Source organism: Streptomyces venezuelae, assembly GCF_008642315.1.
Taxonomy (GTDB): Bacteria; Actinomycetota; Actinomycetes; order Streptomycetales; family Streptomycetaceae; genus Streptomyces; species Streptomyces venezuelae_D.
This window is the reverse complement of record NZ_CP029192.1, coordinates 8,435,347-8,450,863: the sequence shown is the minus strand read 5'-3', so window position 1 is coordinate 8,450,863 and position 15,517 is coordinate 8,435,347. Positions and strand designations below refer to the sequence as shown.

Sequence of the window (15,517 nt, the reverse complement as noted above, 5' to 3'; positions counted from 1 at the left end):
AACTGCGGGTGGTAGACGGGGTTTCCACCCCTGGTTGGACGACTCCCGCCGAGGTCCGTTGTTAGCTTCATATCCGCTCGAGGTCGCGCGCGAACAGTGCGTCACCATCGGCGCCGAAGAAAGGGAAAGAATTCATGTCCCCTGTCTCGCGTATCAAGAGCGCCCCGGACGACCCCAATGGAATTGTCCGGCGATACGCAGCCAATAGCCCTTTCCGCAGTGCGACGGCGGAAGAACTGGTCAACGAGGACAACCCGTTCAGGCGGCCGGTCCGCCCGCACGACCTGGGTTTCCTCGACTACGGCACGCCGCTGACCGCCGACCGCGTCCTGCGGCTGAGCGCCCTCCTCGGCCACCGGATGCTGCGTACCGTGCACGACGCCGACCTGCTGTTCGTGCCGGCCGGTGGTGCCGGTCACCCCAGCGCCGACGACGCCGAGGCGTTCCGTTCGGTGGAGAACCGCGTCCTGGCACTCCAGGCGGGCCAGGTACTCGAACACCACCTCTTCCACTGGCTGGGCGAGCAGCACACCCCGGTCGAGGGCGGGACCGACGCCGTCGTCCGCCATGTGCAGGGCGTCCTGGAGGAGCGGCGGGCCCACCCCGGCAAGGCCCTCGACGTGGCCGGGTCCACCCGTCACCGCGCCGACGCGGCGACGTACCTCCTGGCGCAGCTGACCGCGGCTCGACCGGCCGTCCAGAGCGCCGTGGGCCGTGGCCTGCTCGGCGACTACGGCACCGCGCACCCCGCGCTGCGGGAGCTGCTCCTCGACGACCTGCGCGAGCGCGCGGCCCGCCTGCCGCACTACGAGGCGCTGCTGGGCGGCGCGGAGCTGTCCGCCGAGCCGTACGCGTACTGGCAGTTCCTGCTCGGCTCGTCGCTGGCGGGCGCCAACCACCTGCACTCGGTGGCCCGCGACCACGCGCGCCTCGGCGAGTTCCTGGGCGCCTGGGTCCACCACCGCCTGGACGAGTCCGTCACCGCGGCCGCGTACGGCGAGGTGTTCCGGGAGGCGTTCGGCGAGGACGGCGCCGCGTACTTCACCGGTGTGCCGCAACTGACCGGTGAGGGCATCGCCGAACTGACCGGTGCGCTGCTCGGGCCGCTCGTGGAGCGGTTCGGCGCCGAGGGCGCGCTCTCCTTCCACCGCGGCTTCGAGGACGCGCGCCGGCTCGCCGCGGTGTCCGACGGCGATCTCGCCGTGCAACTGGACTGGGCGGACCGGCTCGACGAGTACAAGGACAAGGCGGAGAAGCTCGACGCGCTGATCGCGGCGAACAACATCGAGGTCGACCTCGAGACGTTCGTGGAGTCCCACGAGGAGACGTCCACCACCCACGTGCACGACGACCACCGGCTCGTCGTCGTGGAGGTCGGGCAGATGCACTTCTGGAACAACGTGGGCCAGATGATCCCCATGAACGAGGGCGACAAGCTGCTCATCCCCGCCGAGCGGCTGCACGGGTCGATGGTGCGGTCGGGGACCTGCACGTACCACCAGCCCGTCATCTCGGAGGAACTGCTCGGCCAGGTCTGAGCCCGCCGTCCCCCGCCCACCCCAGCACGCCGTTCCACGGGCCGGCGCCCGGTACTTCGCGAAGGACTTCCGGTGACACTTGCGGCAACACAGGAGCAGGACGGCAGCGCGTACCGCGTCGTCGTCAACGACGAGGAGCAGTACGCGCTGTGGCCTGCCGACCGGGCCGACCCGCCCGGCTGGCGCCGCGAAGGAACCACGGGGACCCGCGCGCGGTGTCTGCGCCGCATCGAAGAGGTCTGGACGGACATGCGCCCCGCGTCGCTGCGGCGCCTGATGGACGGGCGGGCGACGGCACAGTGAACGCATACAGCCACGACGACGCGTCCCTGGAGCGGGGCGGCGAGGACGAGCGCAGCGACGACCGGATCGCGGTCGTCGGTTTCTCCGGCCGCTACCCGGGCGCGTCGTCGCCGCGGGAGTTCTGGGCGCTGCTCCGCGACGGCAAGGAGGCGCACACCGAGTTCACCGATGAGCAGTTGCGCGCCAGTGGTGTTCCGGAGGCGCTCCTGACCGATCCCCGGCTGGTGCGGCGCCGTCCGGTCCTCGACGGGGTGGAGCTCTTCGACGCCGCCTTCTTCGGCTGCACCCCGCGCGAGGCCGAGCTGATGGACCCCCAGCAGCGGTTGTTCCTGGAGTGCTCCCTGGAGGCGCTCCAGTCGGCCGGGTACGACCCAGCGGCCTTCGACGGTTCGATCGGGGTGTTCGGCGGCGGCGGGCCGACCTCCTACTGGCAGCGCCACCTGTCGGCCGATCCGGCCTACCTGCACGAAGTGGGCGAGTTCCAGGCCCTGTTGGGCAACGAGAAGGACTTCCTCGCCCCCCGGGTGTCGTACCGCCTCGATCTGCGCGGGCCGAGCATGAGCGTGCTCACGGGCTGTTCGTCGTCCCTGGTGGCGGTGCACCTCGCGGTGCAGAGCCTGCTCGGCGGCGAGAGCGATATGGCTCTCGCGGGCGGCGTCACCGTGTACTTCCCGCAGCGGGCGGGCTATGTGCACAACGATGGGGGCGTCAATTCGCCCGACGGCCGCTGCCGGGCCTTCGCCGCCGACGCCAACGGCACCGTGCCGGGCGACGGCGCGGGCGTGGTCGCCCTCAAGCGTCTCGCGGACGCGCTGGCGGACGGCGATCAGGTGCTCGGCGTGCTGCTCGGCACGGCCGTGAACAACGACGGCGCGCACAAGGTGGGCTTCACCGCGCCGAGCGTCGGCGGGCAGGCCGAGGTCATCGCCGAGGCGCTGGCCGTGGCCGACGTCGAGTCCGAGTCGATCTCGTACGTCGAGACACACGGCACGGGCACCCCGCTGGGCGACCGGGTCGAGGTCGCCGCGCTGACGGAGGCGTTCGGGACGGAGAAGCGCGGCTTCTGCACGCTCGGCTCCCTGAAGCCGAACATCGGCCACACGGACACGGCGGCCGGTGTGCTGGGCCTCATCAAGGTGCTGCTCTCGCTGCGTCACGAGGAGATCCCGCCGGCCGTCAACTGCGCGGAGCCGCACCCCGACATCGACTTCCCGAACACCCCGTTCCGCGTGAGTTCCCGGCCCACGCCGTGGCCGCGCGGCGGCGAGGCGCGGCGCGCCGGCATCAGCTCCTTCAGTGTGGGCGGCACCAACGCCCACATCGTCGTGGAGGAGCCGCCCCTGCCGGGTCCCTCCGCCGCCGACGAGGGCCCGCAGCTCCTCGTGCTCTCCGCCCACGGCGACGCGGCGCTGCAGCGTTCCGGGGCGGCGCTCGCGGACTGCCTGCGCGCCGATGAGGCTCCGGCGCTCGCCGACACCGCGCACACCCTGCGGGTCGGCAGGCCGGCCTACGCGCACCGCATGGCGCTGGTGTGCCACGACCGCGCCGAGGCCGTGTCGGCCCTGGACGGCACGGGTGTCACTCCCGTCGCCGTGGGGCGCACCGATCCCACCGGGCCCGCCCCCGACGTCGCGTTCCTCTTCCCCGGCCAGGGCAGTCAGCGTCTCGCCATGGGGCGCGGGTTGTACGGGACACAGCCCGCGTACCGCGCCGTCGTCGACGAGTGCGCCGCACTGCTCGCGCCCGAGCTGGGCGAGGACCTGCGCGCGGCGCTGTACCCGGACACCGACGACGCCGGTGCCCTGGACCGCGCGACGCGGCGCCTCACGGAGACACGGCTCGCCCAGCCCGCCCTGTTCACCACGGAGTACGCCCTCGCCCGGCTGCTCGGCACCTGGGGCGTGCACCCCGCGGCGCTGCTCGGGCACAGCGTCGGCGAGTTCACCGCGGCGTGCCTCTCGGGTGTCCTCGCGCTGCCGGACGCGCTGCGCATGGTCGCCCTGCGGGGCCGGCTCCTCCAGGACTGCCCGCCGGGCGCGATGGCTTCGGTGCCGCTCGCCGCCGAGCGGGTGCGGGAACTCCTCGACCCGGCGGGCGAGGTGACGGTGGCGGCCGTCAACGCCCCGGAACAGACCGTCGTCTCGGGTCCCGTCGCGGCCGTCGAGGAGCTGACCGGCCGACTGGTCGCCGCCGGGCACCGCGTCACCGCGCTGCGGACCTCGCACGCCTTCCACTCGGCGCTGACCGCCTCGGCCGTGGAGCCGTTCACCGCGGCGATGGCCGGTGTGCGGCTCGGTGCGCCGGAGGTGCCGTACCTGTCGAACGTGACGGGCACCTGGATCACCCCGGAGCAGGCCACCGACCCCGCCTACTGGGGACGGCAGTTGCGCGAGCCGGTGCTGTTCGGCGCGGCACTGCGCACCCTGCGTGACGCGCCCGCCCGGACGCTGCTCGAGGTCGGCGCGGGCAACACCCTGCGGGCTCTCGCGGGGCGCGGCACCGGCCCCGGCAGCGCTCCGGTGGTGGCCACGCTCGGCTCCGGCGAGGACGCGGCCGACGCGGCTCCCCTGTTGGACGCCGTGGCCCAGCTGTGGGTGCGCGGCGTGCCGGTGGACCTCGCCGCGCTCGGCGGGGACGTGCCGCGGCACCGGGTGGCGCTGCCGACCTACCCCTTCGAGCGGCAGCGCTACTTCGTCGACGTGCCCACCGGCGTCGTCGGCACTCCCGTGGCCGGGCCGCCCGCCTCCGCCGCGACTACGACCCCCGAGCCGACCGTGCCGGCCGAGACGCCGGAGGAGCCCCGGCCCCGCCTCACCCGGTACGACCGGCCCGAGCTGCCCACCGCGTACACCGCGCCGCGCACCCCGCTGGAGGAGACGGTCGCGGAGGTCTGGCAGGACGTCATGGGCGTCACTCCGGTCGGGGCGCACGACAACTTCTTCGATCTGGGCGGGCACTCGCTGCTCGCGGCGCAGGTGGTCGCCCGGCTCCAGGCCCTGCTGCCGGTCACCCTCACCGTCACCGATCTGCTCTCGCAGGCGCAGACCGTCGCCCAGACGGCCGAGGCCGTGGAGCGGCGGCTGCACGAGAAGTTGCTCGACATGTCCGACGAGGACGCCGCCCGGCTGCTCGGCGAGTGACTCCGGTGCCGCCCTGCGGCACACCAGAACATCCCAGCGCCCGCTACCGGGCACGAGCGAAGGTTGACGCCCCCATGGTTCCACCTGGTTCCCGCGCGGACGGCGCGGAGCTGTCCACGACGAAGCAGCGGCTGATGGAGAAGTGGCTGACCGGAGGCGCCGGGCCCCAGGCGCCGCGGATCCCGCGCCGGGGCCTGGCCACGGCCGACCTGTCGTTCGCGCAGGAGCGCCTGTGGTTCCTCGCCCAGCTGCACCCGGAGAGCGCCTACCACCACATGGTGGAGGCGATCCGGCTCCGCGGCCCGCTCGACGTGGACGCCCTGCGGCACGCCCTGGAGCAGGTCGTACGCCGTCATGAGGCGCTCCGCACCGTCTTCCACGTACAGGAGGGCGAACCCCGGCAGGTCGTCCTCGCGGAGCAGCCGCTCGCCTTCGACGTGGACGACCGGGTGCGGGGCGAGGACGAGGCGGTAGAGCTGCTGCGGCAGGACTCCGACCGGCCCTTCGACCTCACGAAGGGCCCGCTCATCCGCTTCCGGCTGACGCCGCTGGGTGGCGACGAGCACGTCCTGATGGTGACCATGCACCACCTCGTGGGCGACGGCATGTCGATGGGCATCCTCTTCCGGGAGCTGTTCGCCTTCTACGCCGCCCGGGTCGAGGGGAAGGACACGGTCCCGCTGCCCGAACTCCCGGTGTGCTACCCGGACTTCGCCCAGTGGCAGCGCGATCTGCTGCGCGGCCCCGAGCTGGAGCGGCGTCTCGCGCACTGGAGCCGGGCGCTGCGTGAACCGCTGCCCACCCTGGACCGGCTCACGGACCGGCCGCGCCGGGGCCGTACCAGTCTGCGGGCCGTCAGCCGGGCCTTCACGCTCGACGAGCCGGTGGCGGGGCGGCTGCGCGCGCTGGCCCGCGAGCACCAGGCGACTCTCTTCATGGCGCTGCTCGCCGGTTTCAACACGCTGGTGCATCTGCGTTCGGGAGACGAGGACATCGTCACCGGGTCGGTGGTGCACGGCCGTGACCAGCCCGAGGTGGAGAACCTCATCGGCTTCTTCGCCAACACCCTGGCGCTCCGCTTCGACCTGCCGGCCGGGCTCACCTTCGCGCAGGTGCTGGGACGGGTGCGGGAGACCTGCCTGGAGGCGTACGCCCATCGCGACACGCCGATCGAGGTGGTCGCCGCCGAGTTGCGCCCCGGGCGCAACGGGGGCGACAACCCGCTGTTCCAGGCGGCCGTGGTGGGAGAGAACCCGGCCGGGGCCGCGCGCATGGGCGACCTGGAGGTGGCGGCCTTCGACTTCGGGCTCGACACCTCCGAGTTCGACCTGGTGCTGCACTACTGGGAGACCGACGGGCGCATCGAGGGCGGGGTGCGCGGCAGCGTGGACCTGTTCGACCCGGAGTCCGTCGACCGGTTCACGGAGGACCTGCAGCGGCTCTTCGCCGCGGTGCTCGACGCGCCCGACCTGCCGGTGGCCGAACTCGGCCTCCTCGAAGCCCCGGTGGAGCGGACCGCCCGGCCCTCCCCGGTCGTGACCGAGGCCGCGACCGACGAGGCTTCCGTCGCGACGGCGGACGGCGACGCGGCGCTCACCGCCACCGAGCGGGAGGTCGCGGCCGTCTGGCGCGAGGTGCTCGGCCTGCGCGAGGTCGACCCCGACGAGGACTTCTTCGAGGCGGGCGGGCATTCGCTGCGGGCCGTGCGGGTCCTGCTGAGGCTGCGCGAGCGGCTCGGCGTCGACCTGCCCGTCCAGGTGTTCTTCGACGCGCCCACGGTGACCGAGCTGGCCGCCGTGTTCGACCGGGCACGCGCCGGGGACGCCGGGGGCGCGCAGGAGGAGACGGCCGACGCCGACGCGGCGGAGCTGCGGGCCGACGCCGTCCTGGCGGAGGACGTCGTCGGCGCCGGCGCTCCGGTGGACCCGGCACGCGTGGCCGCGCCGGAACACCTGTTCCTGACGGGCGCCACCAGCTTCCTGGGCGCCCATCTGCTGGCCCGGCTGCTGACGGTGACCGAGGCCCGCCTGCACGTCCTGGTGGACGCCGAGGGCCCCGGCGAGGCCGAGCGAGCACTGGCCCGCGCTCTGACGCGCTTCCGCCTCGACGTGCCGATGGACCGGGTGACCGTCCTCGCGGGCAGTCTGCGCGAACCGTTCCTCGGCCTGTCGCCGATGACGTTCGCGCGCCTGGCCGGGACCGTCGACGCGATCCACCACGTCGGCTGCGAGGCCAACCTGGCCCAGCCGTACCGGCAGTTGAAGGCGGCCAACGCGGGCGGCACGGCGGAGGTGCTCAGGCTCGCGGCGCGTGCCCGCACCAAGCCGGTGCACTACGTCTCGTCGCCCGGCGTGCTCTTCGCGCGCGGCGCCGAGCCGGGAGTCCTGCGCCCGGACGGCAGGGTGCCCGCGGACGCGGTCCTGCCCTCCGGTTATGTGCGCAGCCGTTGGGTGGCCGAGGAACTGGCCGACGAGGGCAGGCGGCGCGGGATACCGGTGTCGGTGTACCGGCCGGGACGGCTCGGCGGCGATTCGGTGACCGGCAGCGGTGACCCCGACGCGGCGTTCTGGCGGTTCATCGGTGCCTGCGTGGAACTGGGCGCGGTGCCCGACTTCGGGGCGGACGCCGACTTCGACCTGGTACCCGTCGACTTCGCCGTCGCCGCGCTCACCCAGCTGTCCCTCACGCCCTCGGCGCTGGGCGGCACCTATCACCTCGCCAACCCGGAACGGACCCGGCTCGACGCGGTCGTGGCCAGGCTGCGTGCGGCCGGGTACCGGCTGGCGTCGACCGACGCGGACCGCTGGGCGCGGCTGGTGTCGGAGGACGTCCTCGACGCGGGCGGCGACGAGGGCTCGGTGCCGGTGGCGGCACTGGCGGGAGCCTCGCACGGCATGCCCGGCTTCGGCAGCCTGCGCCTCGACGTCTCCGGCACGCTCGACGCGCTCGCCGGCTCCGGGGTGCGCTGCCCGGTCGTGGACGGACCGCTCCTCGACCGTTACGTGGACCACCTCGTCGGCGCGGGCCTGCTGCCCGCACCGGACCGTGCGGGCCCCGCCCCGCACTCCCCCGGCACCCTCCCGGCCCCCCGCGAGGCCCAGGACTTCCGATCGGAGAACACCGTATGAGCACCGGCCTCGCCCGTGAAACCGGCGCCGCGGTCCCGCGCGGCCCCCGCCTGCCCCTGTCGCCGCAGCCGTCCGGCGGCGCCCGCGCGGACCATCGCGTCCACGTCGACCCCGGGGTGTGGCGCGGGGTCACCGAGGGGGCACGTGCCGCGGCCCTGGACACCACCGCCGTGCTGCGCACCGCTTTCGCGGAGATCCTCGGCCTGTGGTCGCGGGACCCCCGGTTCACGCTGCGCGAGCGCACCGCGGACGGCTGCCGAACCCTGGTGGCGGACACGTTGGCGAAGGGCGGGTTCGCGGGCCGTGCCGCCGCGCCCGCCGGGGCGGTCGACGCCTCGGGCCCGGACGTCGGTCCGCTGGTCGAGTTCGTCGACGCCCTGGACGCCGACCCGGCGCCGGCACCCGCGGGCCCCGACCCGGTCCTCGCGCTGCGGGTGTCCCGGGCGGACGGCAGGGTGGAGGCCCGGTGGGAGCACGCCGACGGCGCGCTGCCCGACGGCATGGTCGCCGACCTGGCGGAGTCCTGGCTGGACCTGCTCGCCTCGCTGGCCCGGCGCCCCCCGGCCTGGACGGCGGCGGTCACGCCGGTGCGGCTGCCCGCCGCGCAAGAGCGGCAGCGCACGGAGGTCAACGCGACCGAGGCGCCGCTGCCCGAAGGGCTCCTCCAAGAGGCGGTGGCCCGCGCCGCCGCACCCCGCCCCGGGCACACCGCCATCGTCTCGGGCGAACACCGCGTCTCGTACGGCGAGTTGATGGGCCGGGCGCGCCGCATCGGACGCCGCCTCAGAGAGCTGGGCGCACGCCCCGGAGAGCCGGTCGCGATCTGCATGGAGCGTGGCTGGGAGCAACCCGTGGGGCTGCTCGGCGCGTTGGAGTCCGGGGCCGCCTGGATGCCGCTCGACCCCGCGCTGCCCGCCGACCGCCGGGAGCGGCTGCTCGACATGACCGGCGTACGCCTCGTCCTCACCCAGCGGAAGGTGGCGGGGCGGTGGGAGTGGCCACGCGACGTCACCGTCCTCGCGGTGGACGACGACGCGGCGTGGGCGGACGTGGACGACAGTCCGCTGACGGCCGCGCAGAGCCCCGAGGACCCCGCCTACATGTTGTTCACCTCGGGTTCCACCGGCACCCCCAAGGGTGTCCTGGTGCCGCACCGGGGTGCCCTCAACACGCTGCTCCATGTGATCGAGAAGTACGGCGTGACGGAGCGGGACCGGGCCATCGGCCTGTCGGCGATGAGCTTCGACCTGTCCGTCTGGGACATGCTCGGCACGCTGTGCGCCGGAGCCACCCTGGTCCTGCCGGACGCCGGGACCGACCGGGACCCCGGACACTGGCTGGACCTCGTCCGCCGGGAGGAGATCACCACCTGGCTGGGCGCCCCCGCCCTGTTCGAGCTGTTCTGCGAGCAGGTGGAGCGCGACCCCGAGCCGTGGGTCGCCTCGCTGCGCCTGCTGGTCCTCGGCGGCGACTGGATCCCGCTGTCCCTGCCCGAACGCGCCAGGGACATCGCACCTGACGTGCGGTTCGTGGGGCTCGGCGGCAACACCGAGGCGTCGATCCTCTCCAGTACGTACGACGTGGACGAGGTCGACCCTGCGTGGTCCAGCATTCCGTACGGCACTCCCCTGCCCAACCAGACCCTCCACGTGCTCGACGCGGCGCTGCGCCCCCGGCCCGTGGGCGTGCCCGGTGACCTGTACATCGGCGGTGCCGGGCTCGCGCTGGGCTACTGGCGCGACCCCGAGCGCACGGAGCAGGCCTTCCCCGTCCACCCGGTGACCGGCGAGCGGCTGTACCGCACCGGGGACATGGCGCGGTTCCTGCCGGACGGGAACGTGGAGTTGCTCGGCCGCGAGGACTTCCAGGTGAAGCTGGACGGCCACCGGATCGAGCTGGGCGAGATCGAGACGGCGCTGCGCTCCCATCCGGCGGTCGGCACCGCGGCGGTCGTCGCCCTGCCGCGCCAGGACGGCGAGTTGGGCAACCAGGCGCTCGCCGGATACGTGTCCCCCGCTGCCGACGTGCTGCCCTCGGCGGCGGAGCTGCGCGAGCACATCGCCGGACGCCTCCCGCACTACATGGTGCCCGCGCACCTCCTCGTCATGGCGGCGCTGCCGCTGACCGCGCACGGCAAGGTGGACCGCGCGGCGCTGCCCCGGCCGGGCAGCGCGCAGCCCTCGGCGGCGGACACGGGCGCGCCGCGCTCCGAACTGGAGGAGCTGGTGGCCGGCCTGTGGTCGGAGCTCCTCGGCGTGGACCGGGTGGGCGTGCACGACACGTTCTTCGAGCTGGGCGGCAACTCGCTGCTCGGGATCCGCGTGATGAACCGGCTGCGCGAGCGGCTCGGCCTCGACCTGGACCCGCACAGCGTGTTCCGGCACCGCACGGTGGCCGAGCTGAGCCGGGCGATCGAGTCGGAGCGCGGCGGCTCCGACGACGACAGGGACGGCGCACCGCTGCCCGTGGTACGGCCCGATCCGGCGGCGGCGCACGAGCCGTTCCGGCTCACCGACCAGCAGCAGGCCTACTGCGTGGGCCGCACCGGGTCGCTGTCGTCCGGGAACGTCTCCGCCCACATGTACCTGGAGTTCGAGGGCGAGCACCTGGACGTGGAGCGGTTCCGTGCCGCCTGGCAGCGGGTGGTGGACCGGCATCCGATGCTGCGCGCCGTGGTGCTGCCCGACTCGATGACCCAGCGGGTCCTCGCGTCGGTGCCCCCGTACGAGATGCCGGTCGTCGATCTGCGCACGGCGGACGACGACAAGGTGCGCCGGGGACTCGCGGAGATCCGTGAGCGCTACTCGCACGAGGTGCGTCCCGTCGACGTCTGGCCGCTCTTCGACGTCGTCGTCGCCGAGCTGCCCGGCGACCGGTTCCGGGTGCACTTCAGCATCGACGCGCTCTGCGCCGACTTCGCCAGCATCCGGGTCCTCTGGGACGACCTGACCCTGTTCTACGGCGATCCGGACGCGGACCCGGCGCCGCCCGCCATGGACTACCGGGACTACGTCCTCGCCACCGCGGATCTCTCCGGCACGGAGGCGCACCGGCGCTCGGCGGAGTACTGGGAGCGACGGCTCGTCGATCTCGCGCCCGCGCCCCGGCTGCCGATGGTGCGCACGCCCGAGTCGGTGGAGCATCCGCGGTTCGTCCGGCGGTCGGTGCGGCTGACGGCGGACCGCTGGCAGCGCGTCACCGACCGGGCCGCCGAGGTGGGGCTGACGCCCGCGGGGCTGCTCCTCGCGGCGTACGCCGAGGCACTCTCGCCCTGGGCGCAGGCCCCCCGGTTCACGCTGAACGTCACCAACCTCAACCGCATCGGCGCGCATCCAGATGTCGACGGCACCGTCGGCGAGTTCGCCTCGTTCGCCCTGGTGGAGGTGGACTCCGCCACGCCCGGCGGCTTCCTGGACCGCGCGCGCCGCGTGCAGGAGCAGCTGTGGAACGACCTGACGCATTCCTATGTCAGCGGCGTCCATCTGCTGCGTGAACTCATGCGGCTGCGCGGCGGGTTCGACGGGGCGTTGATGCCCGTGGTGTTCACCAGCGCGGTCCCGCTGAGCGGCGGCAGGGGCACCCTCCTCGACGGCCTGCTGGAGCAGACGGGCGGCATCACGCAGACGCCGCAGGTCTGGATGGACCTCCTGACCGAGGTGCAGGACGGCGCTCTGGTCGTCAACTGGGACGTGAACGAGGCCCTGTTCGACCCCGCCATGGTGGACGAGGTCTTCACCGGGCTGAGCTCGCTGCTCGACAGGCTGGCCGACGATCCGGCCGCCTGGGACGAGCAGGAGCCCCTGGTGGCTCCGGTGCCGCTGGGTGCGGACGGCAGGGAGTTCGGCGACGGCGGCATCCGTCCGCTGCCGGACCGGCTCGTGCAGGACGACTTCCTCGACCAGGTGGCCGCCCGCCCCGACCAGGTGGCGGTCGTCGCCGACGGCCGAACGCTCAGCTACGGCGAGCTGCACCGCGAGGCGTGCCGGGTGGCCGCGTGGCTGCTGGCGAACGGCGCCTCGCGGGACAGGCCCGTCGGCGTGGTCCTGGACAAGGGCTGGGAGCAGGTCGTCGCCGTGTACGGCGTGCTGTACGCCGGGGCTCCCTATCTCCCCCTCGATCCGGAGGTCTCGCCCGAGCGCGCGGCCGGCCTGCTCGCCCGGTGCGGGGCGGACCTGGTCCTCACCCGGCAGGGCCTGGCCCCCCTCGCGGGCGAGCGGCGCGTCCTGTGCCTGGACGCGCTACCCGAGGACGTGCGCGAGGTGGAGCACGCCCTGCCGGACGCGTCGGCCCAACCGTCCGATCTCGCCTATGTGTTGTTCACCTCCGGCTCCTCCGGGCAGCCCAAGGGCGTGATGGTCGAGCACCGGGGCGTGGTCAACGCGCTGCGCGAGACCCGGGAGACCTTCGCGGTCGGTCCCGGCGACCGGGCCCTCGCGCTGACCGCGCTCCATCACGACATGTCGGTCTTCGACCTGTTCGGGGTGCTCGGCGCGGGCGGCACGCTGGTGCTGCCGCGGGCGTCTGAGCGGCGCGAGGCGGCGCACTGGGCCGACCTCATGACCGAGCACGGCGTCACCGTGTGGAACTCGGTGCCCGCGATGATGGAGATGCTCGTGGAACATCTGGGTCCGCAGCAGGGCCCGTTGGCGGCGCTCCGGCTCGCCTTCCTCGGCGGTGACTGGCTGAACGTGGCGACGGTGCGGCGCCTGGTCGAGGGGTCGGACGTGCGGGTGGTGAGCGTGGGCGGGCCCACCGAGACGACGCTCTGGAACATCTGGCACCCCGTGGACCGGCCGGACCTCGACCGCCGCAGCATCCCGTACGGCAAGCCCGTCGCCAACACCCGCTACCGCATCCTGGACGACCGCATGCGGGACCGCCCGGTGTGGGCGACCGGCGAGATGTACTGCTCCGGCGTGGGGTTGGCCCGCGGCTACTGGGACGATCCTGAACGGACCGCGGATTCCTTCGTCACGCACCCGCGCACCGGTGAACGCCTTTACCGCACAGGCGACTTGGGACGCTTCCTGCCGGACGGGACCATCGAGTTCATCGGCCGTGCCGACTTCCAGGTCCAGGTGAACGGGCACCGGATCGAGCCGGGCGAGGTGGAGGCCGCGCTGCTCACGCACCCGGACGTCGCCGCCGCCGTCGTGGTGGGACAGGAGCGCGCGGGACGCGCGGGCCACCGGGGACTGACCGCGTACGTCGTGCCGGGCGCCGGAACCACGGCACCCGCGGACCTCGCGCTGCGGGAGCACCTGCGGGCGACGCTGCCCGAGCACATGGTGCCGTCGGTGTTCGTGACACTGGACGCGCTGCCGCTCAACGCCAACGGCAAGGTGGACCGGGCGGCGCTGCCCGAGCCGCGCCCGGAGCCCTCCGGGGCCGCGCAGGACGCACCGCGCTCGGCTGTCGCCGAGGTGTGCGCGCAGGTGTGGGCGCAGGTGCTGGAGGTGGAGGAGGTCGGCGAGCAGGACAACTTCTTCGCCCTGGGCGGCGATTCGGTCCTCGCGACCAGGATCGTGACCCGGTTGCGTCAGGTGTTCGCGTCGGACGCGGTGACGCTGCGCACGGTGTTCCTGTCGCCGACGGTGGCGGGGCTCGCGGCGGGCGTGGTCGCCGCGGAGGAGGTGCCGGGCCGGGCCGAGGCCATGGCCGATGTGCACCTTCGGGTGGCCCGGATGTCGCCCGAGGAGGTCCGGCGGGAGCTGTCGGCCCGGCGGAACGCGGCCGGAACGGCGGCGGACGCGTGAGCGCGGGTGCGGCGCGCCACCCGCTCATCCATGAACTCGTGGCCCGTCAGGCGGCCCTGACCCCGGACGCGGAGGCGGTCGTGGCCGGCCGCGAGCGGCTGAGCTACGGCGAGCTCGAGGAGGCGGCACGGCTCCTCGCCGGGCATCTGCGCGGGCTCGGCGCGGGTCCGGAGACCCTGGTGGGCATCTGCCTGGGCCGGTCGCCGTGGATGCTGGTGGCGATGCTCGCGGTCCTGAAGGCGGAGGCGGCCTACGTGCCGATCGACCCCGCCTTCCCTCTCGACCGCCGCCAGTTCATCCTGCGCGACAGCGGCGCGGAGCTGATCGTCACCGAGGAGGCGCTGCGGGACAAGTGGCCGGACCGTCCCTGCACGGTGGTCTCGCTCGACCGTGGCTGGGACCGCATCGCCGCCGCGCGGCCGTGGTCGGCGGCGGACACGGGCGGGGACAGGCACCTGGCGTACGCGCTCTACACGTCCGGGTCCACCGGCCGGCCCAAGGGCGTCGCGGTCGAGCATCGCAGTGCGGCCGCTTTCCTGGCCTGGGCGCTCGAGTGCTTCTCGCCGGACGAGCTGCGGTACACCCTGGCCTCCACGTCCATGTGCTTCGACCTGTCGGTCTTCGAGCTGTTCGCGCCGCTGGCGGTCGGCGGCACGGTGGTCCTCGCGGATACGGTGTTCCATCTGCCGGTGGCCGCCGCGGACCGGCCGGTGACGCTGGTGAACACCGTCCCGAGCCTGCTGCTCGACCTGCTGCCGTGCGGGGCGCTGCCGCCCTCGGTGGTGACGGTGAACCTGGCCGGCGAGGCGCTGCCCGCCGCGCTGGCCCGGCAGTTGTACGCGACGGGGACGGTGCGCAAGGTCTACAACCTGTACGGGCCCTCGGAGGACACCACGTACTCGACCTGGAGCCTGGTCGGGCGTGACGTGGACAAGCCGTCGATCGGCCGTCCCGTCACGGGCACCACCGCCCATGTCCTGGACGCCGAGGGGCGTCTGGTCGTGAACGGCGAGGCCGGGGAGTTGCATCTGGGCGGCGACGGGCTCGCGCGGGGCTATCTGGGGCGACCCGGCCTGACGGCGGAGCGGTTCGTGCCCGATCCGTTCTCGGACCGCCCGGGTGCGCGGCTGTACCGGACCGGCGATCTCGCGCGGTGGCTGCCGGACGGCGAGCTCGACTATCTGGGGCGCGCCGATCAGCAGGTGAAGGTCCGGGGGCTGCGCATCGAGCCGGGCGAGATCGAGCAGGTGCTGATGGAGCACCCAGACGTCCGGCGCGCGGCGGTGGTCGCGCGGTCCGGGAGCGCGGACGAGTCCGGCCTGGTGGCCTATGTGGTGAGCGGGGAGGGCGTCGATCTCCCCTCGGTGCGGCGGTTCCTGCGGGACCGGCTGCCGTCGTACATGGTGCCGGAGCGGTTCGTGCCGGTGGCGTCCATCCCGCTCACGGTGACGGGAAAGGTCGACGTCGGGGCGCTGCCCGCCGTCGCGTCATGACCGGGGGCCTGCACAATTTCACCGCACACGGGGAAATCATTTCATTTTGATGCGCCCTTCAAAGCGCTGGAAAACGAGTGCTACACTCACGCAACCATGCGCGGTAAGGTAAGCCTTACCCTGAATGGCGGCACTGTTCCTGAATTGCATTGGAAACGG

At 73.6% G+C, this 15,517-nt stretch carries 6 protein-coding genes; all 6 read left to right on the top strand.

Annotation, left to right across the window (positions count from 1 at the left end):
• Positions 1-134 precede the first annotated feature (134 nt).
• The 6 genes from DEJ48_RS37330 to DEJ48_RS37305 all read left to right on the top strand — a co-directional run bounded on the left by DEJ48_RS37330 (position 135) and on the right by DEJ48_RS37305 (position 15,358).
• Complete coding sequence (locus DEJ48_RS37330; protein ID WP_150220533.1) at positions 135-1,538, top strand: peptide synthetase; 1,404 nt, start codon at positions 135-137, stop codon at positions 1,536-1,538.
• A 72-nt stretch (positions 1,539-1,610) separates the two neighbouring features.
• Positions 1,611-1,841, top strand: a complete 231-nt coding sequence (locus DEJ48_RS37325; RefSeq protein WP_150220532.1) for an MbtH family protein — start codon at positions 1,611-1,613, stop codon at positions 1,839-1,841.
• Positions 1,838-4,981, top strand: coding sequence for a type I polyketide synthase (locus tag DEJ48_RS37320; protein WP_223832342.1), 3,144 nt, complete (start codon positions 1,838-1,840; stop codon positions 4,979-4,981). The genes DEJ48_RS37325 and DEJ48_RS37320 overlap by 4 nt, the downstream gene beginning before the upstream one ends.
• 74 nt (positions 4,982-5,055) lie before the next feature.
• The gene (locus DEJ48_RS37315; protein WP_150220531.1) at positions 5,056-8,109 is read left to right on the top strand and encodes a thioester reductase domain-containing protein; all 3,054 of its coding nucleotides are present in this window, start codon (positions 5,056-5,058) and stop codon (positions 8,107-8,109) included.
• Positions 8,106-13,865 (top strand): non-ribosomal peptide synthetase, encoded by a 5,760-nt coding sequence (locus DEJ48_RS40845; RefSeq protein ID WP_150220530.1) that lies wholly within the window; start codon positions 8,106-8,108, stop codon positions 13,863-13,865. The genes DEJ48_RS37315 and DEJ48_RS40845 overlap by 4 nt, the downstream gene beginning before the upstream one ends.
• Positions 13,862-15,358: an amino acid adenylation domain-containing protein gene (locus DEJ48_RS37305; RefSeq protein ID WP_150220529.1), complete on the top strand. Its 1,497-nt coding sequence runs from the start codon at positions 13,862-13,864 to the stop codon at positions 15,356-15,358. Before DEJ48_RS40845 ends, DEJ48_RS37305 begins: the two co-directional genes overlap by 4 nt.
• The last annotated feature ends 159 nt before the right edge of the window (positions 15,359-15,517 follow it).

Coding starts and splice junctions, on each gene's coding strand:
- DEJ48_RS37330 (WP_150220533.1), top strand. CDS start 135: ATGTCCCCTGTCTCGCGTATCAAGAGCGCCCCGGACGACCCCAATGGA.
- DEJ48_RS40845 (WP_150220530.1), top strand. CDS start 8,106: ATGAGCACCGGCCTCGCCCGTGAAACCGGCGCCGCGGTCCCGCGCGGC.
- DEJ48_RS37315 (WP_150220531.1), top strand. CDS start 5,056: ATGGTTCCACCTGGTTCCCGCGCGGACGGCGCGGAGCTGTCCACGACG.